The following is a 24456-nucleotide window of genomic DNA, read 5'->3' on the forward strand; positions in this document are numbered from 1 at the left end:
CCTCAGCCCGCCAGATTCCGGACTCTGTCAACGAACCAATAGACCCCCGCCGCGATCACCGCAAGCGAGCCGCCTATTGCAATACGATTTGCGGAAAGCTCTGAGCGCTTCCGCACCCAGCGCAATATCAGAACGACCGGCACGACAATCGCCAGTTGCCCCAGTTCCACGCCCACATTGAACCCCGCCAGCGCCCAGCCCAGCTGCGCCTGCGGAAGTCCGAATTCGCGCAGCACGTAGGCGAAGCCGAAACCGTGGATGAGCCCGAACAGCCCCGCAAACAGCGCCCGCAAATCGCGCTCCCCCGACTTCCTGAGCAGGTTATCAAGCCCCACCACCACGATCGACAGCGCGATCAGCGGCTCGATCAGCCATGCAGGCGGCGCGAAGGTGCCGGTCGCCGCCAGCGCCAACGTCACCGAATGGCCGAGCGTGAAGGCGGTGACGATCACCGTCAGCCGACGCAGCGATCCGCCCATCAGGATCAGGCCGAGAATGAACAGCACATGGTCCGGCCCGATCAGCACGTGATGCGCGCCTGCCGGAATGAAAGTCGCCAGCACTGCCCCCACCCCGCCCACGGTACCCGCGTAGTAAGTCTGCGGCGCGGAACCCTTGGCGAAGATCATCTGCTGAGCGACCGCGTCACCCTCGTAAATCGTGACGAAGGTCTGGTGCAGCGGATCATAATCGAACAGGTGCGCGGCAATTGACAGTTCTGCAGGCGGCTTGCCGACAACGCGAAACGCCAGGCGCACCGCATCGTCGCCCTGCACAGGTTCGAGATGTCCCGGCTCGATCTTCAGCGGCACTCCCGCGCCGTCGCGCAACTCCAGCCGCGTCAGCATCAGGAGCTTGACCGCACTGTATTGCTCTTCTAACACACCCTGGTCGAGTAGACTTGTCTGCCCATCGATCCGCAGGTCATGTTCGAGATCGGCAGTATGTACGGTGACTACGCCGTGAAGCGAATCCTCGCCCGGTCGCAGGTCAACATAACTGAACGGCGCGGGGTGCGCTAAGGCAGGACTTGCCAACATGAGTGCAAGTAAGGCGGATATTTGGAACAGGAGCCGCATTGGGGGAAGCATTATTGCCACATAGCCGGACAAATCCGCACAGCAACTCTCTTGATTGTCGCAATTTGATACGTTTGGCAGGTGGTAATTATAGGAACCCCGCGTTAGGCCAGCAAGAAAGTAGTTTCACACGTGAGCATCGGGTAACCTGTGAAGAGCGAATGGAAACGGGCGCTGCGCCATGCGCCGCTGTTGTCTTTGGTGGCGCTGGTCTCGGCCTGCGCGGGGCAGCCTTTCGCGGCTCCGGCGCCGCGCGTTGCCGTGCCGGAAGGCTGGGCAGAAACCGATGCGCCGCTCGTCTCGCCCGATACCTCCGCTTACTGGCACCAGCTCGGTGATCCGCTGCTAAGCGAACTGGTCGAACAGGCCATCGTGCAGAACCGCGATATTGCCGCTAGCGCCGCGCGGCTCGATCAGGCGCGCGCCGCCTTGGTTCAGGCGCGCGCGGCTTACTTCCCCACACTGAATGCGAGCGGCAGTGCAGCACGCGATGTCGGGGACCTTTCGCGTGACGGGGTGCCGCTCTCACTCGGCATCGATGCTGCGTGGGAGGCCGATCTGTTCGGGCAGGTTTCGGGCAATGTCGCCGCCGCGCGCGCCGATCTGGCGGCGCAGGGCTATGGCCTGGCCGATCTGCAACGGCTGATCGTCGGGCAGGTCGCCTTGCAGACGATCAACGCCCGCGCGCTAGCCGAGCAGCTGGCGATTGCGCGCGACACGCTCGGCAATCAGCGCGAGAACCTCCAGATCGCGCGCTGGCGCAATCAGGCCGGGCTCGTCTCCAGCCTCGATGTCGAGCAAGCCCGTACGCAGGTGGCGCAGACGGCGGCGACCATTCCCTCGCTCGAAGCAAGTCTTGCCGCCACTGCCAATGCCATCTCGACGCTTATCGGAGAGCCACCGGGCCGCGTGCTGGCGGAGTTCGACATCGGCACCCCCGTCCCTACCCCGCCCACACTGGCGGGCCTTGCAGCCCCCGCCGCGCTGCTCGAACGCCGCCCTGACCTGCGCGCCGCCGAGGCTTCGCTTTACGCCGCCGGTGCCCGCATCGGCGTCGCCCGCGCGCAGCTGTTGCCGCTGGTGCGGCTGACCGGCTCGATCGGAACCGGTCCGGTGACCGCCGGCAACCTGTTCGACATGGTGGCCGGCGGACTGGTTGGCAGCATCAGCCAGCTCCTGTTCGACGGCGGCCGCACCGCCGCGCAGGTCGACAGCGCCGAAGCCGGGGCCGAGGCCGCGCTGGCGCAGTGGGAAGGCGCGATCCTCGCCGCGCTCGAAGAAGTCGAAAGCGCCGCTGTGTCCCGTCGCACCGCCGACCAGCGCGTGACGATCAACGAAGAGGGGCTCGATGCGGCCAACAATTCGGCGATCCTTGCGCGCAGCCAGTACGAGGCCGGGCTGATCGACTTCCGCACCCTGCTCACCGCCGAAAGCGCGCTGCTTTCCGCGCGCAACCAACTCGTCGCCGCCGAGGCCGACCGCGCCAGCGCCTTCGTCCAGCTGACGCAGGCGCTCGGCGGCGGGTGGAGCGATGATGCCTATGACTTTCCCCTGAGCGGCTCACCGTCGAGCCCCAGCGACAGGACCGACCCATGAGCGATGAGACCATCGACGATTTTCTCGGCACCGAGAGCAAGCCCAAGTGGTACAAGCGCAAAATCGTGTGGGCGATTGCGGCGCTGATCTTTGCGGGCATTGTCGCAGCGCTGGTGTTCGGCGGAAGCAAGGACGAAACGCCCTATGTCACCGAGGAGGTTACCACGCGCTCGCTCGATCTGGTGGTGACGGCAACGGGCAACCTGCGGCCCACCAATCAGGTCGAGGTCGGCTCGGAGGTCTCGGGCCGGATCGACCGGGTTCTGGTCGATGTGAACGACCGGGTCACTCAGGGGCAGGTGCTTGCCTATATCAATACCGACGTGATCGACGACCAGATCACGCAGGCGCGCGCGCAGCTTGCCGCGGCCCGCGCCGCAGTTGAGCAATCGCGCGCCACGCTGGCGGTGGATCGGGCGCAGCTTGAGCGGCTGCGCGAGGTCTATCGCCTGTCGGACGGGCGCGTGCCTTCGAAGGTCGAGATGGAGCAGGCCGAGGGCGCGTTGCAGCGCAGCCAGGCCGGGTTGACCTCGGCGCAGGCCAATGTCGTGTCAGCGCAGGCCTCGCTCTCCAGCGCCCAGACCCAGCGTGACCGGGCGGTGATCCGCTCGCCGGTATCGGGGGTGGTGCTGGTGCGGCAGGTGGAGCCGGGGCAGACCGTGGCGGCCAGCTTCAACACCCCCACCCTGTTCATCCTCGCCGAAGACCTCTCGGTGATGCAGCTGCGCGTGAAAGTCGACGAGGCCGATGTCGGGCAGGTCGAGGCCGGACAGAAGGCGACCTTCACGGTCGATGCCTATCCGGGCCGCCAGTTCCCCGCCGAGGTGGAGCGGATCGACCTTGCCTCGGGCAACATCTCCACCAGCGAGCAGGCCGGGCAGGCCCAGGCCAACGCCGTGGTGGAATATGAGGCGCGGCTCACCGTCGCCAACCCCGAGGGCCTGTTGCGCCCCGGCATGACGGCCACGGCCAACATCGCCACCAGCTCCACTGCGCGCCAGCTGGCCGTGCCCAACGGCGCGCTGCGTTTCAAGCCCCCCACGCAAGAGGAAAGCGGCGGCATCGATATCGGCGGCGACGACTTCGGGCTGGAGCGCGAGGAAGCCCGCGCAACCATCGGTGCGGGCTCTAAGCAGAACGTCTATGTGCTTGAGGCCGACGGCTCCTTGCGCGAGGTCGCTGTCACCACCGGCCTGTCCGATGGGCGTTACACCGTGGTTACGTCGGACGAGCTTACGGAGGGGATGAAGGTCGTAACCGCGCTCAAGGCTGCGGGCGAGTAAGGCGAAAAGGCCATGTCCGAACCGCCGATCATCGAGCTTCGCGGCATCACCAAGACCTTTGGCGAGGGCGCTGCGGCGTTTCAGGCGCTGAAGGGCGTGGATCTTGTCGTCGAGCGCGGCGACTTTCTAGCGGTGATGGGGCCGTCCGGCTCAGGCAAGTCGACCACGATGAACATTCTGGGCTGCCTCGACCAGCCGAGCGGCGGCGTGTTCAAATTCCTCGGGCACGAGGTGCAGTCGCTGAGCAAAGACCAACGCTCGCTGCTGCGGCGGCGCTATCTCGGCTTCGTGTTCCAGGGCTTCAACCTTCTGGCGCGGACCACGGCGGCGGAAAATGTCGAGCTACCGCTGATCTATCGCGGGGCGACCCGCACCGAACGGCGCGATGCGGCGTTGAGAGCGCTTGACCGGGTGGGCCTGCTGCCCTGGGCCGATCACACCCCGGCCGAGCTTTCGGGCGGACAACAGCAGCGCGTCGCCATCGCCCGCGCGCTTGTGACCGATCCCGAAGTGCTGCTGGCCGACGAGCCGACCGGCAACCTCGATTCCGAACGCTCGGTCGAGATCATGAAGTTCATGGCCGAGCTGAACGATCAGGGCATCACCGTGCTGATGGTGACCCACGAGCCCGAAATGGCCGACTACGCCAAGACCGTGGTCCACTTCAAAGACGGGCTGGTCGAGCGGAGCGAACAGTCTGAGCGGCTCGCGCTGAAGCAGGGGGCGCAAGGCTGATGCTTGGCACCTCGCTCATGCTCGCCTTCCGCGAGATTCGCCGCCACCTGATGCGCAGCTTCCTGACGACGCTGGGCATCATCATCGGCGTTTCGGCAGTCATCACCATGGTGACGCTGGGGCGCGGAGTGACGGCGGATATCGAGGAGCAGATATCCTCGCTCGGCTCGAATATGTTCTTCGTGTTCCCGATCACCGGCGAACGCGGGCAGATCCGCCCCTTCGACGAGCGCGATGTCGACGCCGTGCGCGAGCAGATCGCCGGGGTGAAATCGGTTGCCGGGCAAATCGATCAGAGCGTGACCGCGATCTACAACGGACAGGACTGGGATACGAAGGTCGAAGGCGTCAGCCGCGCCTTCATGGATGCGCGCGGGATCGAGATCGACCAAGGCCGCCTCTTCACCGACGAGGAGGAAAGCGCCGGTGCCAACGTCTGCATCGTCGGCCCGACCGTGGTCGAGGAGATGTTCGGCGCTGTGGCAAGCCCGCTGGGCGAACGGATGCGGCTCGACAATGTCAGTTGCCAGGTGATCGGCGTGTTCGCCAGCCGCGGCAACGTCGGCGGCGGCGGGGACGACGACAACTCGGTGTTCATGCCGCTCACCAACGTCCAACGCCGCTTCGCCGGCAGCAACAACATCGGCTACATGGCTGTCTCTTACGACAGCGGCTATGACAACACGGCGATGATCGACGCGCTCGTCAGCCTGCTGCGCGAGCGGCGCGTGCTGCTGGAGGGTCAGGCCAACGATTTCGACATCGTGGATACCGCCGAGATCAACGAAACCGTCTCTAGCACGGTCGGCACCATGACCGTGATGGTGGCCGCTATTGCCGCGATCAGTCTGGTGGTTGGAGGCGTCGGGATCATGAACATCATGCTCGTCTCGGTGACCGAGCGCACCCGCGAAATCGGCATTCGTCTCGCCATCGGCGCGCTGGCCCGCGAGGTGAGGCTGCAATTTCTCACCGAGGCTGTGGTGCTATGCTGCTTCGGCGGGCTGGTGGGAATCGTGCTAGGCTTCGTGTTTTCGGTGAGCCTGTCGGCAGCGCTGGGCTTTCCCTTCGTGTTCGACCCCTTCATCAACGTGTTGAGCTTTGTAATCTCGGCGCTGATCGGGGTGATGTTCGGCTATTTCCCTGCCCGCCGCGCGAGCCAGCTCGACCCGATCGAGGCGCTGCGACACGAATAGGGCAGAGCCTAGGCCCTCCCCCGCGCTGGAGGGAGGGCTACGCGGTCTCAGGCCGTTTCGACCATCACCACTTCGGCGTCTTCAAGCGCCTTGACTGTCAGCGTGTCGACATCGGCAATCGCCACCCCGTCGCGGGTTTCGGCCACTTGCCCGTCGATCTCGATCTTGCCGCGCGCTGGCACCAGATAGCCCTTGCGACCGCCGAGCTCGTAGGTGACGCTTTCACCAGCTGCCACTGTCGCGCCGAGGACGCGGGCATTGGCGTGGATCGTCAACGCATCGTCATCGCCTTCACGCCCGCTAGCCAGCACTTCGAACCGCCCCGCCCGCTCGCCGCGCGGGAACTCGCGGGTGCCCCAGCTCGGCGCGTGGCCTTGCCGGTCGGGCAGAATCCATATCTGGAAGCTGTGGGTCTGCTCGTCTTCCATATTGTATTCGGCATGGGTGATGCCGGTGCCTGCGCTCATCACCTGAATGTCACCAGCCTTCGTGCGCCCCTCGTTGCCGAGGCTGTCGCGGTGAGAAATCGCGCCTTCGAGGACATAGGTGATGATCTCCATGTTCTCGTGCGGGTGCGGCGGAAAGCCGCTCTTTGCGGCGATCTTGTCGTCGTTCCATACCCGGAGCGCACCCCAGTGCAGGCGATCCTGCCGGAAATAGTCGGCGAATGAGAAATGGAAATTGGCGTCAAGCCAGCCGTGGTTGGACTTGCCGAGATCGGCGAATTTGCGAACTTCGATCATGCGAATGATCCTCCTTTGCCCGCTAGATGGCGATTGCTTCGCCGCTGGCAAAGGGGGCCATGACAGGCGTTTCCGATTACTGTGATCGCCAGCGGCGTCAGCCTGCGAAGGCAGACCAGCGTTCGTTCTCAGGCAGCGGTGCAAAGATGGCATCGAGCATGGCCTCGCTCACGTCCTCGGGCCGGGCCGGATTCCACACCGGCGCATTGTCCTTGTCGATCAACACCGCGCGCACGCCCTCGGCAAAATCGGATCGCACGATCATCCGGCACACGATCGCATATTCGCGCGCCATCTCCTCGGCGAAATCCTCGCGCCGAGCCCCCTCGGCGAGAAGTCGCAGCGCGACCTTGCTGGTTGTCGGGCATTTGGCGCTCACCGCCGCCAACTCCTTGCCCGCCCACTTGCCATCGTCAGCCGCGAGCGAGGCGACTATGTCCTCCAGCTGGTCACTCGCGAAGTGCCGGGCGATGTTATCGGCATTGCCAGCAAGGCGCGCAGGAGGCGGGGTGGCAGACAGTTCGCTGAGGATAGCTTCGGCGCGCTCTGGCTGCGCGGCAATGCGCGCCTTGGCTTCATCGATCGCAGCGCTGTCCAGATAGTGGGTGGCAAGCCCGGCCCACAGGCACTCGGCCCCATCGAGCCGCGCCCCGGTCAGCGCGAGGAACTGGCCGAGCCGGCCCGGAAGCCGCGCGAAGGTGTAGCCCGCCCCGGCATCGGGAAACAGGCCGATGGCCCCTTCGGGCATGGCAAACAGCGTGTTCTGGGTCGCCACGCGGAACTTGGCGGGAAGCGATATGCCTACCCCTCCGCCCATGGTCACGCCGTCCATGAAGGTCACCACCGGCTTGGGATAGCTGAACAGCATGTGGTTAAGGCGGTATTCGGCCAGGAAGAAGGCGCGTCCCTCGCTGCCATCCTCCTCCACCACCGAGCGGCGCACCGCGGCTACATCGCCCCCGGCGCAAAAACCGCGTTCGCCCGCGTGGTCGATTATAACCGCAGCAACAGAACCATCGCTACGCCACGCGAGCAATGCCGCGAGAGCCTCCTCGCACATCTCCCGCGTCATCGCGTTAAGCGCCTTGCCGCGCGACAGTGACAGGCGCGCGGCCTGCCCTCCTTTCGAAATCGTGATCCCGGTCATGCGCGCTTCATCGCGGGGCCGCCGCGAAAGTGCAAGCCGGTTGCCGTTCCGCGGAGAGCCTAGCGCCCCCAATCCTCGTTGGCGCGAGCGATGATATAGGAATGGATCGCCTCGGCATCGTCGTCGCTCAAAATGTCGGCAAAGCTGGCCATGCCCTTGTCGAGATAGATCCCGCCAAGCACGATATCGGCAAACTTGTCGTGCGTGGCGCGGTCCATGTGGCGCAGGTCTTTCACGCCGCCGATGGCGTTCTGGCCATGGCACAGCGCGCAGGTCTGCGCGAACAGCGCGCGTCCGCGCTCGACAGTCGCTTCATTGGCACGCAGGCGCGGCGGCTCGGGCGGCGCGCTTGCTTGCGGCGGAAGCGTTGGCAATTGGGCCGTTCCGCCAAGCTTGAACACCAGCAGCCGTGCCGCGCTGCGCGGCAGTTCGGTCCCGGCGCCGCGCTCGATCTGGGCAGCCCCTCCGCCCCACCCGGCGTTGACCGCCACATATTGCACCCCATCGAGCATATAGGTGATGCCGCCTGCCACCGGCGCGCTCTGCGTGGGATAGCTCCACAGCTCCTCGCCGGTGCGCGCATCGAAGGCGGCGAAGGTCTGCCGGGTGGTGCCCTCGAACACGAGGTCGGACGCAGTAACGAAGACCCCGCCGTTGCCGTGGCGCGGCAATTCGACCCGCCATGCCGCCTCCTGCTTCACCGGGTCCCATGCGGTGAGCCAGGCCTTTTCGTATTGCGCCGCCTCGGCAAAGAGATCGCCTTGTATCCGCACGGCCTCTTCGCCCGTCGCCCCCCATCCCGAGTTTGAACGCAAGGGAGCCGGCGTCCACCCCGGCATCACCGCATAGGGAAAGGCCGACTGATAGGCCGGGAAATAGGCAAGCCCGGTACGCGGCGAGAAGGCCATCGGAAACCAATTGTGCGCCCCGCCCGGCCCAGGCGCGACCAGCACCGGCGTCTCGGTATATCGCACGCTTTCACGCGTGACCGGGCGGCCATCGGCGTCAAACCCCGCGTTCCAGTTCTGGAACACGTGCGCTTCGGCGGAAATGAATTCCCCTGTCTCCCGGTCGAGTACGTAGAAAAACCCGTTCTTGGGCGCCTGAATCAAGACCTTGCGCTGGCGCCCGTCGATTTCGAGGTCCGCTTGAATCATCGACTGGGTGCAGGTCCAGTCCCACTCCTCACCGGGGTTCATCTGGTAGTGCCAGCGGTATTCGCCGCTATCGGCATCGAGCGCCACGATCGAGCAGACGAACAGGTTGTCGCCCTCGTTGTTCGAGCGATAGAACCGCGAATGCGGAACCGAGTTACCGGTGCCGACATAGACGAGGTTCAGCTTGGGATCGTAGGCGAAGCTGTCCCACGGGTTGGCCCCGCCGCCCAGCTGCCGCCACAGGCCTTCATCGGCCCAGGTCGCGCGCATCATTGCGTTGACGCTGTCGCTCGCCTCGCCATCTGCGCGGTCTTCGGGATTGGGGGTGAGGTAGAACTTCCACAGCTTCTCGCCCGTATCGGCATCGAAAGCGGCGGCGAACCCGCGCACCCCCATGTCGCCGCCCGACTGGCCGATCACCACCTTGCCATCGAACACCCGCGGCGCGCCGGTGATCGAATAGGCGTAAGTCGTGTCTTCCGGAAAAGCGCGCGAAGTCCAGACCGGCTCGCCGCTGGCCCTGTCGAGCGCGATCAGCCGCCCGTCGAGCGTGGCGATGATGATCTTGCCCTCGTGCATCGCAAGGCCCCGGCTGACCGGCTCGCAGCAGGCATAGCGGCCATATTCGCGCGGCACCTTCGGATCGTAGGTCCACAACCGCTCGCCCGTGCGCGCATCGTAGGCAATGGTGATGTTCCACGGCAACGTGTTGTAAAGCACGCCATCGGCATAAAGCGGCGTCGCCTCGACCCCGCGATAGGTGGCTAAGTCATCGTACCAAGCGAGGCCGAGCTGGCTCACGTTCTGCGCGGTGATCTGCGTGAGCGGAGAATAGCGCTGCGCCGAATAGTCGCGCCCGTCGCTGGTCCATTCGCCCGCATCCGCCAGCGGAGTGGCGGCTTGCGGCGGGACTGTGGCCGTGGTGCAGGAGGCAAGCAGCAGGGCTGCCGCGATGGCGGGTATGCGCAAGGGTCTAGTCTCCGGGAGGCATGATCGGCTGGCTGCCGTTGACGGTGCGGCCGACGGTCTGGCTCTGGCGTTGTTCGGGCGTGCCGGGCGCACGGTGGTAGGCTCCGGCCTCGCCCGCGCCCGCCTCGAACACCTCACCCGTGGCTGGATGCGGATAGTGGAACGGCACGATGTAGTAGGCTGGATAGGTCAGGTAGACCACCGAGGGCGGCAGGTCGGGCGGCGGGTCGAACTTGTCGGGCCAGGTATTGTTGAGCGCGTTCTCGCCCCAGCCGTCCCAGTTTGTGTACATCGTGAAGGGGCCGGTCAGGCGGTTGATCCGCCACAAGCCGTCCTCGCCCTTCTCGAACGCATCTTCATAAAGCGGCAGGCCCCAGCCGCTCGACGCCATCACGAAGGCGCGCCCACGCAGCCAGCCTTCGCGCCCGTCTTCGCTGATATGGGTGACGGGCTGGAACTGCATGTGGTTGACGAGAATGCCCATCGGCGCGCCGTCCGGCCCGAAGGCGGTCTGCATATATTCGAGCACCCGCTCGCGCCCGACAAAGATGCCCTTGCCGCCGATTTCAAGCGTGGCATCTTCGGCGAAGAGATTGGAGAGGTGCGTCCACTGGCCCTTGTCGACGAAGTAGCCGTAGGTGCGCTGGAGCGTCTCGATGGCGTTCATGTCTTCGAGCCGGGTAATGCGGCGGTCGAGCTCGTCGAGCTGCTGTTCTACGTCGTCCTGCGCGGTGGCGGGGGTGGTCAGAAAGCCCAGGACCAAGCCCGACAGCACAACACCCATGTTTCGGGTCACACGCATCATTCCCTCCCCACCAGATCGTCGGCCGGCTGCGTGAGCGTGATCTCCTCGCCCGTCACCGGATGGCGGTAGCTGAACGGCGGGATGTAGTTCGACGGCAAAGCGCGATAGGGCTCGCTAGGCGGTGCGTCGGGCGGGAACAGCGCCGATTGCCCTTCCAGCGGCAACTGCGATTTCATCCAGCCGAGGTCATAGTCGGTAAAGCCGGTGGGGTAGAAATGGAGGCTGGCGATCTTCCACCTGCCGCCTTCCTTCACATAGCGGTTCTCGTAGATGCCCACGCCCCACGTTCCGTTGTGACCCGGCTCGGCCAGCATGACCATCCCCTGAAACCGGCCCGCGGCGGTGCGGCCATCCTCGGCCACGGTGATCACTGCCTGCAATTGCATGTGATTGTTGAGATAGCCTGGCGCGAGGCCTTCCGGACCGAACAGCAGCAGCGCGCGCTCGATCCGCGCGGGCGTGCGATAGACGCCGCGCATCCCGTATTCGAACGTGCCGTCGCGCGCGAACAGCTGCGCGACCTCGCTCCACAGGCCCTTGTCGAAGTAGTAGCCATAGGCCGCCTGCAGGTTCTCGATGGCATCGCGGTCTTCCAACCGTTCGACACGCTGGCGGTGGTCGGCGATGCGCTGGTCAACGGTCTGGGCCTGAAGCGGTGCAGCTACGACCGCCAAAGCGAGCGCAGCGAGTGAGAGGCGGATCATGGTCGCACCTCCCGTCCGGTCACCGGATGGGGGATGGAAAAGGGCGGAACATTCACTGCCGGAAAGGCCGCGCTGTCCACACTCGGCGACGCATCTGGCGGGAAGTCCACCGAGACCTGCGAGCGCATCAGGCCCTCGCCATCTTCGAGCCGCGCCCAGCCCTCCTTGTAGGGCGCGACAAAGTTCACATGGAGCGTGAGGCTGGCGATCCGCCACTTGCCATCCGCGCCCTTCACATAGGTGTTCTCATAAATGCCATCGCGCCATTCGGCGTGGCTCTTGTATTGCCCGAGCATCCCCAGATCGCGCCAGCGCGCGCTTGCGCTCATACCATCGGGCGCGACTGCGATCATCGGTTGCAGCGTCACCCATTCGTTAAGCTGGCCGTAGATCAGCCCTTGCTGCCCGCCGTGCAGCAGGCGCAGATACTGCTCGATCCGTTCCGGCCCGCGATAGACACCGTCGAGCCCGATCTCGACGGTGCCATCGTCGGCAAACAGCTGGGCGGCCTGCCGCCACAGCCCGCGATCCATGAAGTAGCCGAAAGCGCGTTGGAGGTTGCGCACCTCGCGCGTCCCCTCAAGAACGGTGACACGCGCATCGAGCGCGGCGATTTCGCGTGCCTGCGCTGTGCTTTGCGCCTGCGCCGAGGCTGGCAGCGCAAGGGCGGCCATCATCAACACGACACGCATCATTGCCCCTCCGGAATTGCTGCCGATCTGATCACGAAGCTGCCTGGATCCTTGCCCGTGTCAGGGCCGAACAGGAACCGCAGCTTGCCTTCGGGAAAGTAAGCCCGCCCGCCGACCGGCGTGACCGACGAGGCATAGTCCACCCCCTCGGCAATCGGCGTGACAGTGGCCGAGCCGTCGGCGGCAAAAGCAATCACGGTGACCAGCCCCGGCTCGCCTTCCGTTTGCAACATGCGGCCGTCGGGCAGCGGACGCAGGCCATCGGGCGTCACCACCTCGCGCGAGGTCTCGACCTGCTCGGCGCGGTCGAAGCTGCCATCGGCCTTGCGGTGAATGCGCAGCAGCGTATCGCGCTGGATCGCGTTGGCATAGAGCGTGCCGTCCGCCGCGAAGGAAATGCCGTCGAGCGTGGCGAACTCAGGGTCCACCGCCCATACTTCGAACCGCTCGCCGCCGGGCGCGAGCTTCATGATCCGCCCGCCGAGCATCTCGCTTGCAAAGACCGCGCCATCGGGGGCCAACGTGATATCGTTGCACATGGCCGGGCCTTCGCCGGTGACAAACGGATAACTGCCCTCCAGCGCGCCGCTCGCAAGGTCGAAGGCCTTTATCGCCGGTGCTCCGCCCTCGGCTCCCATCGCCGGGTTAAAGCACACCCACAGCAGCCCGCGCATATCGTCCGCCAGAACGCCGAAGGCCGAGACAGGGCCGCTATCGGCAGCGGGCCGCACCCATGGCTCGGCCACATTGCTTCCCGCCAGTGCGCGATAGATCACGCCCGGGTTGGAACTGACATAGATATTGCCCCCTGCATCGGAGGCGATGCTCTCGGGGAACACGCGGTCGCCGGCAATGGTGATCTGCGCAGCAGGCTCCGCCGCAAGCGGCACCTCGGTATGGACGCAAGCCGCCAGCGCACCGGCAACACTCAGCGCAAGAACAGGCTTGAGGCAGCTGCTCATGGTTATCTCCCAATGGTGGCCCGCGACGGGCTCTTTCCAAGCATAGTAGCAGCGCCGAAGCCCGATGGTAGGGCCGCCCATAGTCCCAGCTGGAACCTCGCCTTGACTCAACACGCGAGGGCCTGACTCATCGCCTGTTCACGCCAGCGCCCCGGGGTGACCCCGTAAGAACGACGGAACGCGCGCGTGAAGTGCGCGGCATCCTCATAGCCGTTGGCAAAGGCGATCTGCGCGATTGACAGCGTGGCCTTGTGCGGATCGGCGAGGTCCGCCGCGCTTTGCTCCATCCGGCGCTGCCAAAGGTAGCCCGAGATCGAGAGACCGCGCGCCTGCTTCATCAGCTGATCAAGCCGCCTGCGGCTGATCCCCTGCTCCTCGGCAATGTCACTGGCCGTGATCCCGGTTACCGAAAGGCTCATCTCGATGAAGTCGGCAGCGCGGCGCACGCGCCACTCGGCGCTTTCCGGAAGCTCCGCAAAGGCCTGCGCCACGCCGAGCATGTGAATCGTCGAGCTGACCACCGCCGCGCGCTGCAGCTCGCCCAGATCGGCGACAAGCTCGCTGATGCGTTGGAGGCTGTCCGACAGCAGGCGGGTGCCGCTGTCGCTGGCGGGCAACAGCTTGCCGCACAGCCGGTTGAGGTGCGGATAGCGGCCCAGCACGGCAGCACGCGGCAGGCGCAGGAACAGCAGCCGCGAAAACTCCTGTGTCACGATGCGGAACCGCGCCCGTTCGTCGACCATGCACATGTCGCCCGGCGCCATGGCGATTTCGCCGCCCCCGCTTATCAGCGTGGTGCGCCCCCAGGGTTGCACCATCAAAGAGACGTGCTGCCAGGTATCGGCATCTTGCTGCCTCGGCACGTGATGCGCCTGCGCTGGCGGGGTTTCGATGGCACACAAGTGTGCGCGGCCCAGGTCTACGCTGGCAATCGAACCGCGCAGCGCCTCGTCGGCGGCAAGCTCTACCCGCAGGCCCGGAAACAGCGAGTTGGAAGCATGGCCCCAGGCTTCGCGGCGTGCAGGCCTATCAAAGTCGGCAAGGTCAATCGACTGCCCCACACTCTCTTCCCCTCTTCCATCTACGGCAAGTGTAACGGCCAAAGAGGTCAAGGCGCAAATATTACCGCCCGTTATGATTGTGAAAGCCAACTGGCAAGCAAGCGGGCCGCGCCTCAGCGCCAGAAGCCTGCGCCTGCCGGTGGCGATTTATAAGCAGCAAAGCCGCGAACACAGGCGGCAGCTTGGGAGAGACATCATGACTTCAGGCACTTCGGGCCTATCCAAATCCATGCTCCGTGTCGGCACGGCAGGCGCTTGCGCGCTGATGCTGTCCAGCAGCCCCGCCCTCGCCCAGTCCGAAGGCGATGCCGAACGCGGGCGCGACACCACCATCGTCGTCACAGCGCAGATGCGCGAGCAGGTGCTACAGGACGTTCCTCTGTCGATCACTGCCGTCACCTCCGACATGCTCGAAGCGCGCAGCCAGACCAGCCTGCCGCAAATCTCCGACCAGACGCCCAGCCTGATCCTCCAGCAAAACCCCTCGGGTTCGGGCAATTCGATGCGCGCCTTTATCCGCGGCGTGGGTCAGGCCGACCAGAGTCCCTCGGTCGAGCCGGGCGTGGGTATCTATATCGACGATATCTACTTCGGCACCGTCACCGCCTCGGCCTTCGACCTGTCCGACCTTGAGCGGATCGAGGTGCTGCGCGGCCCGCAGGGCACGCTGGCGGGGATGAATTCGGCGGGCGGCGCGATCAAGCTCTACTCGCGCAAGCCCAACGGCGAAGGCGGCTATGTCGAAGCAAGCATCGGCAGCTTCCAGCGGCGCGACGTGAAGGCCAGCGCCGACTTCACCGTGGCGCGCGATCTCTATGCCCGCATCAGCGGCGTCACCCGCAATCGCGATGGCTACGTGACGCGGTATGACTATGCCTGCCTCAATCCGAACGATCCCGATGTGGTCTCGGGCGCAATCCCGCGCCTTGCCTCCGGCAGCGACTGCGAGCTGGGCACGCTAGGCAATCAGCAAATGTATGCGATGCGCGGGCAACTGCGCTTTGCGCCAAGCAGTATCCCGCTCGAAATCAACCTGTCGGGCGATTACACTCGCGACACCTCGGAGACGCAGGCCTCGGTGCTGATCGCCAGCGCCGAAAGCGCCAATGCCGGCTCGGCCAATCCAACCGACCGTTCGGGCCTGTCGATCCCCTATCAGGGCGTCGCCTACGATGATCGCTTCGTGCCCTATGGCCAGTATCGCCGCGCGGGCGCAGTGCTGAACGATGGCTTTGCCAGCTATGCCAACTTCTACGATCCGGGCGTGATGTATTCCGCCATTGCCGCGCCGCCGGGCCCTCCTTCGGCCTATGTTGCGGGCGAGCCGCTGGGGCCGTTCATCGCCGAATCCGCCTCGCAGGTCGATGGCTGGGGCGTCTCGGGCTCGATCTCCTATGAGCTTTCCGACAAGCTCTCGCTGCTCTCGATCACCGGCTACCGCGAATACGAGAGCCTGAGCGGATCGGACAACGACAATTCGCCTGTCGTCTTCATTCAGGATACCACGCGGTTCTATCACCACCAGTTCAGCCAAGAGCTGCGCCTCAGCGGCAATCTGCTGGACGACACCGTCCACTTCACGCTCGGCGGTTTCTATTACGATGCCTCCACCCGCTATGAAGGGCGCATCCACACGCCATTCTCGGGCTTCTGCCCCGCGGCAACGCCGTGCTTCTCGTTCATCAACGACGATACGGCCGATCTCAACAGCTACGCCGGGTTCGCCAACGTGGCCTGGGACATCACCCCAAGCCTCACGCTGGAAAGCGGGCTTCGCTTTACGCACGAACAGAAGGACTATACCTACGCCCGCTACAATCCGGACGGCGACGGCGAATATCTGCCGCTGAGCAATCCGCAGAACCCGCTGACCGGACAGATCGGCAAATATGAGGAAACGCTCACCGACTATCGCCTAGCCGCCAGCTACCGGGTGAGCGAGAGCCTGATGCTGTTTGCGCAGTTCGCAACCGGTTTCAAGGGCGGCGGCGTCGCTCCGCGCCCTTACAGCTTCCAGCAGATCCGCCCGTTCGGGGCCGAGAAGATCAAATCTTATGAAGCGGGTTTCAAGGCCGACCTGCTTGACCGCGCGGTGCGCCTCAACGCGACCGCATTCTATATGGACTACGAGGGCTATCAGGGCGTGCCGCAGGTCTGCCTCGATGCCGATGGCGAGCAGCTTCCCGCCGATCAGGGCGGCGTGCCGGGCCTGTGCGGACAGTATCTCAACATTGGCGACGCGCGCGTGCAGGGCTTCGAGCTGGAAACCACCATCGAGCCGGTCTGGGGGCTGGTGTTCGACGGCTCGATGAGCCTGACCGATTTCGAATTCACTTCAATCAACTATCCCACCACCTCGATCGTGGTCGGCGCCAAGCGGCCCGGCATCGGCGAGTTCAAGTGGGCGGCGGGCGTGCAATATACGCTCGACATCGCGGGGGTCGGTTCGCTCACGCCGCGGTTCGATGTGGTCTATACGCCCGGCTATTGCGGCAACTTCACCTGCGACCCGAACGTGAATGTGGATGACTATACGCTGGCCAATGCGCGGCTGACCTTCCGCAGCGAGGACGAGGACTGGTCGGTCTCGCTCGAAGCGACGAACCTGTTCGACAGCTATTATTACCTGAACAAGTTCTCCAGCTTCTACGTCACCGGGCAGCCGGGCCGCCCACAGGAGTTCGCGCTGACGGTGCGCCGCAACTTCTGATAGAACTTCGGGCCGGGGCGCTGCACGCGCGGAACCCCGGCTCGCGACATACCCAAGGATGCGCGAACAAGGGGGAGAACGAACATTGGCGTTGCGAGGACCGCTCTGGGCTACGGCAATTCTGGCGCTGGCATCGTGCCAGTCGCTCTCCGCGCCTCCTGCCATGGGTGTAGTCGACGGCGCGGCCATGCGTGCCGTGGATGCCCCAGCCAATGCCGGCAACTGGATGAGCTACGGGCGCGACTGGGGCGAGCAGCGCTATTCCCCGCTCAGGCAGATCAACGAGGGCAATGTCAGCCAAATCGGCCTCGCCTGGTTCGACGATCTCGAAACAATGCGCGGCGTGCAGGCAACCCCGCTCGCGCTCGATGGGGTGCTTTACAACGCCAGCGTTTACAACGTCGTCACCGCTTATGACGGCGCGACCGGCGCAAAGCTGTGGACCTACGACCCCGAGGTCGGCGCGGAATGGGCGCGGCTCGCCTGCTGCGGCCCCACCTCGCGCGGGATCGCGGCGTGGGAAGGCAAGATCATCATCGCCGCGCTAGACGGGCGGCTGATCGCAGTCGATGCCAAGAGCGGCGAGGAATTGTGGACCACGCAGACCTTCGACCCCGCCGAAGCCTATTCGATCACCGGCGCCCCGCGCGTGTTCGACGGCAAGGTGGTGATCGGCAACGGCGGCGCGGACTACGGCACGCGCGGCTTCGTCGCCGCCTACGATGTGAACACCGGCGAGCCACTGTGGAAGTTCTATATCGTCCCCGGCAACCCCGCCGATGGGCCGGATGGCGAAGCCTCCGACAGCGCGATGGCAATCGCTCGCCCCACGTGGTTCGGCAAGTTCTGGGAGATCGGCGGCGGCGGCGCGGCGTGGGACTCGATGATCTACGATCCCGCTCTCAATCTCGTCTATATCGGCACCGGCAATGGCTCGCCCCATATGTGGCACTTCCGCAGCGAGGGCAAAGGCGACAATCTGTTCCTGTGCTCGATCGTGGCGGTCGACGCCGATACGGGCGAGTACAAGTGGCACTACCAGATGGTGCCCGAGGAGGACTGGGACTTCACCTGCACCCAGCCGATGATGACCGCCGATCTCGACATCGGCGGACACACCCGGCAGGTGATCATGCAGGCGCCCAAGAACGGGTTCTTCTACGTTCTCGACCGGGCGACTGGCGAACTGCTGAGCGCCGAGAGCTATGTCTCGGTCAACACCTGGGCGAGCCGGATCGACATGGCGACGGGCCGCCCGGTGCTGATGCCCGGCGCGCACAACGGCACCACGCCGCATATCATGAGCCCGAGCTGGCTCGCCGCGCACAGCTGGCACCCGATGGCCTACAACCCGCAAACGGGGCTCGTCTATTTCCCGGCGCAGGAACAGGGCGCGATCTATGCCCGCGCCGAGGAAAAGCCCGATTGGGTGCACCACCGCAGCAATTCCGGGCAAGCGCGCGGCAACATGCCCGAGCTGCGCAGCCAGTTGCAGGAACAGATCAATGCGGCGGAGAAAGGCTATCTCCTCGCGTGGAACCCGGTGACGCAGAGCGAGGCCTGGCGCGTACCCTATCGCGTGCCCGGCTCGGGCGGCGTGCTGGCGACGGCGGGCAACCTGCTGGTGCAGGGCACCATCGACAAGACGCTCGCGATCTATGCTGCCGACGATGGCCGCAAGCTGTGGGAGATGGCCATCGACCAGGTGCCCGTCGCCGGCGCGATCACCTATATGGCGGGCGGCGAGCAATATATCGCGATCAACGCCGGGTGGAGCGGCTCGCCGGTGTACAATCTCGGCCCGTTCAGCACGTCGAGTGCGAAGCTGCTGGTGTTCAAGCTAGGCGCTTCGGGCGTCACATTGCCGCCGCCCGCCCCCGCCGTCGCGCTGCCGCGCCCGCCGTGGCTCACCGCGACCGAGGCCGAGGTTGCGCGGGGCCGTGCGCTCTATGGCGAAAGCTGCAACCGCTGCCACGGCGAGAACGCCATCGGCGGCGTGAAAGACCTGCGCTGGATGACTGCGGAAACGCGCGCAAAGTTCAACGATATCGTGCTGCGCGGGATCTATGCCGACCGGGGGATGATCGGCTTCGGCGATGTGCTGAGCGAACAGGATGCAAGCGACATCCACGCCTTCCTGATTGCGCGGGCCAACGAGGACTATGCCGATGCGGGGCATCCTTAAGAAACAGAACTAGATCCGCCCGCCCTGAGCTTGTCTAAGGGCTGTCCTTCTCTTCCCGCGTCATGCTCGAACAAGGACAATCCTTCGACAAGCTCAGGATGAGCGGGGTGGGAATGGAGAGGAAAGACATGAAGTTCACGCTGCTAGCCGCCATCGCCCTCACACTGCCCGTGGCCGCGCACGCACAGGCTCCAGGAGAGGAGAGCGCGCTGCGCACAGTCCAGTGCGACTACGCCTGCCTCACCGGCACCATGCAACAATTCATGGACGCGCTCGCCGCCGGCGACCCCTCCGCCCTGCCCGTCAGCGGCGACCTGCTCTACACCGAAAACAATGTGCCGCTCGCGCTCGGCCAGGGCTCCTGGCACACCACCCGTGAAGTGGATGACAACGGCCTGCTCGTTGCGGACGAGACCACCGGCCACGCCGCCTGGTTCGGCTCGATCCGAGAGAACGACTTTGCCAGCTTCTATGCCGTGCGCATCCATGTCACCGATGGCCTGATCGACGAGGCCGAGGCCGTGATCCACCGCAAGTCGGCCCTGCCCGCCCCCTATGGCGACTGGCAGGGCATGGAGCATTTCGCCGAATTCGCCCAAATCCTACCCGAGGAAGAACGCCGTCCGCGCGAACGGATGCTCGCCATTGCCGACGCCTATTTCGACACGGTCGAATTGAACGACGGGCAGGTGTTCGCGCCGTTCAGCGAAGATTGCGCGCGGCTCGAAAACGGGATCCTTACCACCGCCCCGATCCCCGGCCAGCAGCAGAGCGCCGCGGCCATCGCGTCGGGCTGCCGCGAACAGTTCGAGCTGGGCATCTACCGCATCAACAAGCGCATCCGCCGCCACCTGCCGCTCGTGGACGAACAGCGCGGCGTGGTCGTGGGCGCGGGTTTCTTCGACCATGCCAACGAGTTCGACCGCTACCTGCTCACCAACGGCAGCGAGATGAAGACCGCGCTCAAGTGGCCGAACTCGATCACGCTGCTCGAAGCCTTCCGCATTCGTAACGGCGAAATCCAGCGGATCGAGGCGACCTTCACTTATGTGCCCTATTTCATGCACAACCCGTTCTGGGGCGATGAGGCGGTCTTTCCCCAATACGCCGCCCGGCCAGAGGAATGCGAAAGCGCCTGCCTCACGGCCAATGCCTCGGCGCTCGCATCGGCCATGGTGGGCAACCGCTGGCAGGGCCTCAACTGGAGCGAGAGGGCAGTCGGCTATGCCGAGAACTCGGTCGGCATCCGCATCGGCGAAAGCGTGTGGCGCACGGCAACCGCCGTTGACCCCGCGCCGCTGATCGTGGCCGACGAACAGACCGGCAAGGCGGTGTGGATCGGGCGGATCGAAGAGCACGGCCAGCCCGCCTGGGCCGCCATCACCATGCTCAGCGACGGCGATGCGATTGGCGGCGCAGACGTGCTGGTACGGCGCAAAGAATATGGCCCTCCCTATGCCGAGCCGGTCCGCGCGCCGCAGTTCACCGCCCTGCCCGCAGGCGAACGCACCAGCCGTGCTGAGATGGCCGCCGCAATGCACACCTTCTTCACCGCGCTCCAGGGCGACGCCCCTGCGCCCGACCTTTTCGCAGAGGAATGCCGCTGGCTGGTTAACGGGCAGGATGTCGGGGCCTGCCCCGCACCTTTCGGCAGCCCCGCGCTTACCGCCATCGAGCGCGTGCGCGACATCGAATTGCTCGCAATGGACGAGCAGCGCGGCCTCGCCATCTACCGCCAGTACGAGGACCGGCCTGCCACCGACGGCACCGGCTATCCGCTTACCTATCAGGTCGTCGAACTGGCGCGGTTCGAACGCGGGCAGATCACCCGCATCGAAGCCTTCACCAGCGAGCTTCCCTACGGAATGCGCCCGATCACGGATCGATAGCGCACATCTGAATCACATTTTCGCCACGTTTCGCCGCAGGATTATCACATGCCACCGTGAGAATCGCGCGAATCTTTCAGAATGTTCATCCAGGCGACAGGTGCCTAGGAACAGTCCTCTCGGCAGCCCGTTTATCTCGTGCTCAGCAAGAGCGAGTTTGTCTTAACTGACGACACGAAATTTACTTGTTTAGTCACGACTGGCGTGTGGCTATTTGGCTTTTTGTATCCGTGGGAACATGGATAGGATAAATTTAAGGAGTGCAAAGATGAGGATGACTTCAAAGACTGCCGGTATTCTTCTCGCGAGCGCCATGATTGCTGCCCCGCTTGGCGCAACGGCATCGGCTCAGGAATTGCCGGTCTCTGGTCAGGAACAGCCTACCGCTGCGGCCGACACCGAAATCAACGTTTATGGTCAGATCCCCAGCGACCTTTCCGGCCTCGAAGCCGGCCCCGAGATTGAGGGCATTCTCGCAGCTCGCACTGCCAACCGTCTCATCGTCAACGCCAACGACAGCACCGAGGCGGAAGTATCTTTGAGCGAAGCTACCGAGGTAACCGGTAGTGGCGGCTTCCTTGGCCTCGGTCGGACCGAACTGGCCAGCTCCGATCTGTTGCCGGGGCTGCCCGTCACCATCGAAACCGTGAATTATGCCGGTGGCCTGATCGCAAGCCGCATCAAGTACAAGACCTCCGACTACGAGACCGCAGAGATGATCCGCGGCGGCACGCAGCGTCAGTTCGCGATGCACGGTCAGGCGCTCGCCGAACATGACGAGCAGATCGAAGGCCTGCGCAGCCGGGTCGCCAACATCGATCAGTACAACATCCGTCACACCGCCAACGTCTATTTCGACAGCGGCAAGTGGCGCCTGACCCCGGCAGCGCAGAATGAGCTGTGCGCCACCGCCTCGCAGGCCGAGCAGATCGACAACGCTTTGCTGCTGGTTGTCGGCTACACCGATACCGATGGCAGCCAGGAATTTAACCAGACTTTGAGCGAGCGCCGCGCCGGCGGTGTGGTGAACTACCTCCAGCAGGCCTGTGGCTGGGCGCCCTACCGGATGCTGACCCCCACCGGCATGGCCGAAGCCGATCCGGCAGCGGACAACACTACCCCCACGGGCAAGGCGCAGAACCGCCGCGTGGCAGTGAATGTGCTCGTCAGCAAGGCCGTCGATGACGGTCAGGAAGTTGCTTATCGCTAAGTTTTGCTTCTAAGCCCGCCTAGCCCCTCGAAGGGCGGGCAAAATGGAAGGCCCGGCGCTCGCGTCGGGCCTTTCTTTTATATTTGAAACCTTTACCGCGCCAATCATGGAAGCGCGGCCACGCTCTCCGCATAGGCATCTGCCGCCGCATCCATCTCCGCCACCGGATTCTCCGGGCCGGAGTTGCGGCTGTCGATAAACTCGTTGAGCACGTTGCGACGCTGGATCAGCCATCGCCCGTCGATCTTGCGATAATCATCTTCGTACAGACCATAGGTGCCCATCTTCATGCTGTCTCCCGGACCGTCGTTGGCCATTTCGACCCAAAGTATGCGCCCCCAGGCGCGGTCGCCTTCCACCCGAATTGCGTTTTGCAACACGACATGGCGGAGCTTGGCCGGCCGCCCATCCTCGGTGTGGTAGTACTTCCCGATACCGGCGGCGAAATCGGTCACGGTTGCGCGGATTGCCTCGCGTCCTTTGGTGACGCCAACGGCAAACTCCAGCTCGCCATCTTCAGCGAAGGTGGCAACGTAGGCGTCCCAGTCATGGTAATCGATCGCAAACAGATAGCGCGCCGTCAGGTCTTCGATCTCGGCGCGGTCGTTGGCATAGCTGGCGCTGTAGGTCGGCTGCTCTTGCGCAAGGACGGGGGCGGCTGCCAGGACCAGCGCGGCACTGGCAAGCAAGGTCTTCACAGGCATTGGTCTTTCTCCGATTGTCGGACCCTTGCGGCGCGTCAGGCTGCGCCCGGAATGTCGCTGGCGTCCGCCCAGAAACCATGGACCTGCCCCACACACTGGTAAGGCATCCGCACCCTGGCGCGAGGGCCGTTCGCGGTATCGGCCAGATCGAACAGGATCAGGTCGGACCGCCCGCCCTCGTCCATGCTCGACCCCACCCCGATCAGATAGCCGTCGCCCTCAGCCGCATCCTTGTAACGCGGTACGAAGCACATCTCCGACAGGCGGTAGCCGGGAACCGAAAGCACCTTGCTGGTCTGCGTCGCATGATCGATCACCGCCCATCCGCCATTCGGCCCCATCACCTGCATGAAGCCATAGCGATATGGCAGCGTGTGAAAGCGGTCGTCCTGCCGAGCGAGTATTCCCGAAACCTCGGGGAAGATCGTCACCGCGTCGTATCGGTCGTTATCGCGCTCGGCCATGTCGACGGTGAAGCGGCGCAGGAAGCCTCGCGCCTTTACCGGATCAAACGGCTCGTGCAGCGAAGGGAAGAACGGGAACTGGTTGCCTTCACCCCCGTCCATATCGACGGTGATCTTCGTGCCCTCGTTCCAGCCGCCCATCACGTGGGTGCAGAAATAGCTGGGCCCCGTGAACCACCTGATGTCACGCCCATCGTCGCCCCGACGCAGCACCCCGAAATAGCATGGCTTGGCACTGTCGTAAGAGAAGTGGACCCCGCCTGCACGGATGCGCTCTTCATCGGCCACCATATTGACGAGATAGAGCACGACATAATCCTGCGTGACGCAGAAATCGTGCATCATCCCGGCATAAGGCGCCTCGACCGTCACCGACCAGGTGATGTCGCCGGTCTTGTCGGCGCTGAACACGTTGACGTCTTTCGAGAGGAACCCAGTCGCCTCATAACCGAAACCGATATATTCGCCGGTCAGCGGGTCGATCTTCGGGTGCGCGGTGTGGGTCTGGCTTTCGAGCTTTCCTCCGAAAGTATATTCCGGATCGAGCGTTTCGAGCGTCAGCGGGTCCATATAGACCGGCGGACTGTCTTCCTTGAACACCAGCAGCCTGCCGTGATGCAGGAACAGCTGAGTGTTGGCCGTGCCCCGGTTCAAGCCCTTGACGCTGGGGTCGTCAGTGGTGGGGTTGCGATACATCCCGAATAGCGACCGACGCGCCTCGGCCTGCGCGTTGTAGCGCGCGTTCTTCGCATAGCGGGTGCGGTAATCGACATGGCCGCCCTTGATGCGGAACATCGAGACGTGCCCTTCGCCGTCGAAGGGAATGTCGAACTTGTGCTCTTCGGGCTTGGGATACTGCGGATCTGGGCCGACGCGGTAGAACACGCCGTCGAGATCGGCCGGCCAGTCCCCCTCCACCTCGCAATCGCGCAAGTCCATCTCAGTGCGGTTGACCGCGCCCGCCGCCGCGCCGCCGCCGCCGAAGGTGCCGCGCTCGTCCGGGAAATCGACCTGCGGGGCGGCCCTCCCCGTGCCTTGCGCGGAAGCAGCGCTCGCCCCGAGCCCGGTTAACGCAGCGCCAGTGCCAAGCACGCCCGCGCCCAGAAAATCACGCCGGCCAAGCCCTGCCTGCCGAGGCGCACCCTTGGTATCCTCAGTCATCTTG

Annotated in this window: 19 protein-coding genes; 8 read left to right on the forward strand and 11 right to left on the reverse strand. The window is 64.6% G+C overall.

The features are described 5' to 3' along the window. Positions 1–2 precede the first annotated feature (2 nt). Complete coding sequence (locus tag E0473_RS05240; protein WP_206663417.1) at positions 3–1040, reverse strand: HupE/UreJ family protein; 1038 nt, start codon at positions 1038–1040, stop codon at positions 3–5. A gap of 189 nt (positions 1041–1229) precedes the next feature. On the opposite strand from E0473_RS05240, the gene E0473_RS05245 reads away from it, so the two are divergent. The 4 genes from E0473_RS05245 to E0473_RS05260 are packed head-to-tail and all read left to right on the forward strand — an operon-like array spanning position 1230 to position 5889. Further along, positions 1230–2675 (forward strand): efflux transporter outer membrane subunit, encoded by a 1446-nt coding sequence (locus tag E0473_RS05245; protein WP_241657337.1) that lies wholly within the window; start codon positions 1230–1232, stop codon positions 2673–2675. Further along, on the forward strand, positions 2672–3958 hold the full coding sequence (locus tag E0473_RS05250) for an efflux RND transporter periplasmic adaptor subunit (protein WP_137679754.1): 1287 nt from the start codon (positions 2672–2674) through the stop codon (positions 3956–3958). Before E0473_RS05245 ends, E0473_RS05250 begins: the two co-directional genes overlap by 4 nt. Positions 3959–3970: 12 nt before the next feature. Beyond that, positions 3971–4693 carry an ABC transporter ATP-binding protein gene (locus E0473_RS05255; RefSeq protein ID WP_137679755.1) on the forward strand — a complete coding sequence of 241 codons (723 nt, stop codon included), beginning with the start codon at positions 3971–3973 and terminating at the stop codon, positions 4691–4693. Next, entirely contained in the window at positions 4693–5889 is a 1197-nt protein-coding gene (locus E0473_RS05260) for an ABC transporter permease (protein WP_137679756.1), read from the forward strand. The genes E0473_RS05255 and E0473_RS05260 overlap by 1 nt, the downstream gene beginning before the upstream one ends. A 47-nt stretch (positions 5890–5936) precedes the next feature. Here E0473_RS05260 and E0473_RS05265 read toward each other — a convergent pair whose 3' ends face one another. The 8 genes from E0473_RS05265 to E0473_RS05300 all read right to left on the reverse strand — a co-directional run bounded on the left by E0473_RS05265 (position 5937) and on the right by E0473_RS05300 (position 14129). Further along, positions 5937–6632 carry a pirin family protein gene (locus E0473_RS05265; protein WP_137679757.1) on the reverse strand — a complete coding sequence of 232 codons (696 nt, stop codon included), beginning with the start codon at positions 6630–6632 and terminating at the stop codon, positions 5937–5939. A gap of 97 nt (positions 6633–6729) precedes the next feature. Continuing rightward, the gene (locus tag E0473_RS05270; protein WP_137679758.1) at positions 6730–7779 is read right to left on the reverse strand and encodes an enoyl-CoA hydratase/isomerase family protein; all 1050 of its coding nucleotides are present in this window, start codon (positions 7777–7779) and stop codon (positions 6730–6732) included. 59 nt (positions 7780–7838) lie between these two features. Further along, positions 7839–9905, reverse strand: a complete 2067-nt coding sequence (locus tag E0473_RS05275; RefSeq protein WP_241657338.1) for a PQQ-dependent dehydrogenase, methanol/ethanol family — start codon at positions 9903–9905, stop codon at positions 7839–7841. A gap of 4 nt (positions 9906–9909) precedes the next feature. Continuing rightward, positions 9910–10701, reverse strand: a complete 792-nt coding sequence (locus E0473_RS05280; protein WP_161981514.1) for a nuclear transport factor 2 family protein — start codon at positions 10699–10701, stop codon at positions 9910–9912. A 5-nt stretch (positions 10702–10706) separates the two neighbouring features. Further along, positions 10707–11414, reverse strand: coding sequence for a nuclear transport factor 2 family protein (locus E0473_RS05285; protein ID WP_137679761.1), 708 nt, complete (start codon positions 11412–11414; stop codon positions 10707–10709). Continuing rightward, a complete protein-coding gene (locus tag E0473_RS05290) occupies positions 11411–12109 on the reverse strand; it encodes a nuclear transport factor 2 family protein (protein ID WP_137679762.1) in 699 nt (232 codons plus the stop codon). Before E0473_RS05290 ends, E0473_RS05285 begins: the two co-directional genes overlap by 4 nt. Continuing rightward, a complete protein-coding gene (locus tag E0473_RS05295) occupies positions 12106–13068 on the reverse strand; it encodes an SMP-30/gluconolactonase/LRE family protein (protein ID WP_137679763.1) in 963 nt (320 codons plus the stop codon). Before E0473_RS05295 ends, E0473_RS05290 begins: the two co-directional genes overlap by 4 nt. A gap of 107 nt (positions 13069–13175) precedes the next feature. After that, complete coding sequence (locus E0473_RS05300) at positions 13176–14129, reverse strand: helix-turn-helix domain-containing protein (protein WP_161981515.1); 954 nt, start codon at positions 14127–14129, stop codon at positions 13176–13178. Positions 14130–14325: 196 nt separating this feature from the next. Between E0473_RS05300 and E0473_RS05305 the strand changes: the two genes are divergently transcribed. From E0473_RS05305 to E0473_RS05320, 4 genes are all read left to right on the forward strand, one after another. Further along, positions 14326–16839 carry a TonB-dependent receptor gene (locus E0473_RS05305; protein ID WP_161981516.1) on the forward strand — a complete coding sequence of 838 codons (2514 nt, stop codon included), beginning with the start codon at positions 14326–14328 and terminating at the stop codon, positions 16837–16839. A 163-nt stretch (positions 16840–17002) separates the two neighbouring features. Next, the gene (locus E0473_RS05310; RefSeq protein ID WP_137679766.1) at positions 17003–19024 is read left to right on the forward strand and encodes a PQQ-dependent dehydrogenase, methanol/ethanol family; all 2022 of its coding nucleotides are present in this window, start codon (positions 17003–17005) and stop codon (positions 19022–19024) included. Positions 19025–19086: 62 nt separating this feature from the next. Next, positions 19087–20913 carry a DUF8021 domain-containing protein gene (locus E0473_RS05315; RefSeq protein ID WP_161981517.1) on the forward strand — a complete coding sequence of 609 codons (1827 nt, stop codon included), beginning with the start codon at positions 19087–19089 and terminating at the stop codon, positions 20911–20913. A 268-nt stretch (positions 20914–21181) separates the two neighbouring features. Continuing rightward, positions 21182–22123: an OmpA family protein gene (locus E0473_RS05320; RefSeq protein ID WP_137679768.1), complete on the forward strand. Its 942-nt coding sequence runs from the start codon at positions 21182–21184 to the stop codon at positions 22121–22123. Between the two features lie 104 nt (positions 22124–22227). On the opposite strand, the gene E0473_RS05325 is transcribed toward E0473_RS05320, so the two are convergent. Both E0473_RS05325 and E0473_RS05330 read right to left on the reverse strand, forming a co-directional pair. Continuing rightward, positions 22228–22827 carry a nuclear transport factor 2 family protein gene (locus E0473_RS05325; RefSeq protein ID WP_137679769.1) on the reverse strand — a complete coding sequence of 200 codons (600 nt, stop codon included), beginning with the start codon at positions 22825–22827 and terminating at the stop codon, positions 22228–22230. Between the two features lie 35 nt (positions 22828–22862). After that, complete coding sequence (locus E0473_RS05330; RefSeq protein WP_161981518.1) at positions 22863–24452, reverse strand: carotenoid oxygenase family protein; 1590 nt, start codon at positions 24450–24452, stop codon at positions 22863–22865. Positions 24453–24456: the final 4 nt, after the last annotated feature.

Origin of the sequence: Aurantiacibacter suaedae, from assembly GCF_005434915.1 — a bacterium.
GTDB lineage: Bacteria > Pseudomonadota > Alphaproteobacteria > Sphingomonadales > Sphingomonadaceae > Alteraurantiacibacter > Alteraurantiacibacter suaedae.

What these genes read in the sequence shown, in the direction of transcription:
- E0473_RS05250 (WP_137679754.1), top strand. Translation starts at nt 2,672, where the DNA reads ATGAGCGATGAGACCATCGACGATTTTCTCGGCACCGAGAGCAAGCCC.
- E0473_RS05270 (WP_137679758.1), bottom strand. Translation starts at nt 7,779, where the DNA reads ATGACCGGGATCACGATTTCGAAAGGAGGGCAGGCCGCGCGCCTGTCA.
- E0473_RS05320 (WP_137679768.1), top strand. Translation starts at nt 21,182, where the DNA reads ATGAGGATGACTTCAAAGACTGCCGGTATTCTTCTCGCGAGCGCCATG.
- E0473_RS05285 (WP_137679761.1), bottom strand. Translation starts at nt 11,414, where the DNA reads ATGATCCGCCTCTCACTCGCTGCGCTCGCTTTGGCGGTCGTAGCTGCA.
- E0473_RS05330 (WP_161981518.1), bottom strand. Translation starts at nt 24,452, where the DNA reads ATGACTGAGGATACCAAGGGTGCGCCTCGGCAGGCAGGGCTTGGCCGG.
- E0473_RS05325 (WP_137679769.1), bottom strand. Translation starts at nt 22,827, where the DNA reads ATGCCTGTGAAGACCTTGCTTGCCAGTGCCGCGCTGGTCCTGGCAGCC.
- E0473_RS05265 (WP_137679757.1), bottom strand. Translation starts at nt 6,632, where the DNA reads ATGATCGAAGTTCGCAAATTCGCCGATCTCGGCAAGTCCAACCACGGC.
- E0473_RS05295 (WP_137679763.1), bottom strand. Translation starts at nt 13,068, where the DNA reads ATGAGCAGCTGCCTCAAGCCTGTTCTTGCGCTGAGTGTTGCCGGTGCG.
- E0473_RS05310 (WP_137679766.1), top strand. Translation starts at nt 17,003, where the DNA reads ATGGGTGTAGTCGACGGCGCGGCCATGCGTGCCGTGGATGCCCCAGCC.
- E0473_RS05255 (WP_137679755.1), top strand. Translation starts at nt 3,971, where the DNA reads ATGTCCGAACCGCCGATCATCGAGCTTCGCGGCATCACCAAGACCTTT.
- E0473_RS05290 (WP_137679762.1), bottom strand. Translation starts at nt 12,109, where the DNA reads ATGATGCGTGTCGTGTTGATGATGGCCGCCCTTGCGCTGCCAGCCTCG.
- E0473_RS05260 (WP_137679756.1), top strand. Translation starts at nt 4,693, where the DNA reads ATGCTTGGCACCTCGCTCATGCTCGCCTTCCGCGAGATTCGCCGCCAC.
- E0473_RS05305 (WP_161981516.1), top strand. Translation starts at nt 14,326, where the DNA reads ATGACTTCAGGCACTTCGGGCCTATCCAAATCCATGCTCCGTGTCGGC.
- E0473_RS05315 (WP_161981517.1), top strand. Translation starts at nt 19,087, where the DNA reads ATGCTCGAACAAGGACAATCCTTCGACAAGCTCAGGATGAGCGGGGTG.
- E0473_RS05240 (WP_206663417.1), bottom strand. Translation starts at nt 1,040, where the DNA reads ATGTTGGCAAGTCCTGCCTTAGCGCACCCCGCGCCGTTCAGTTATGTT.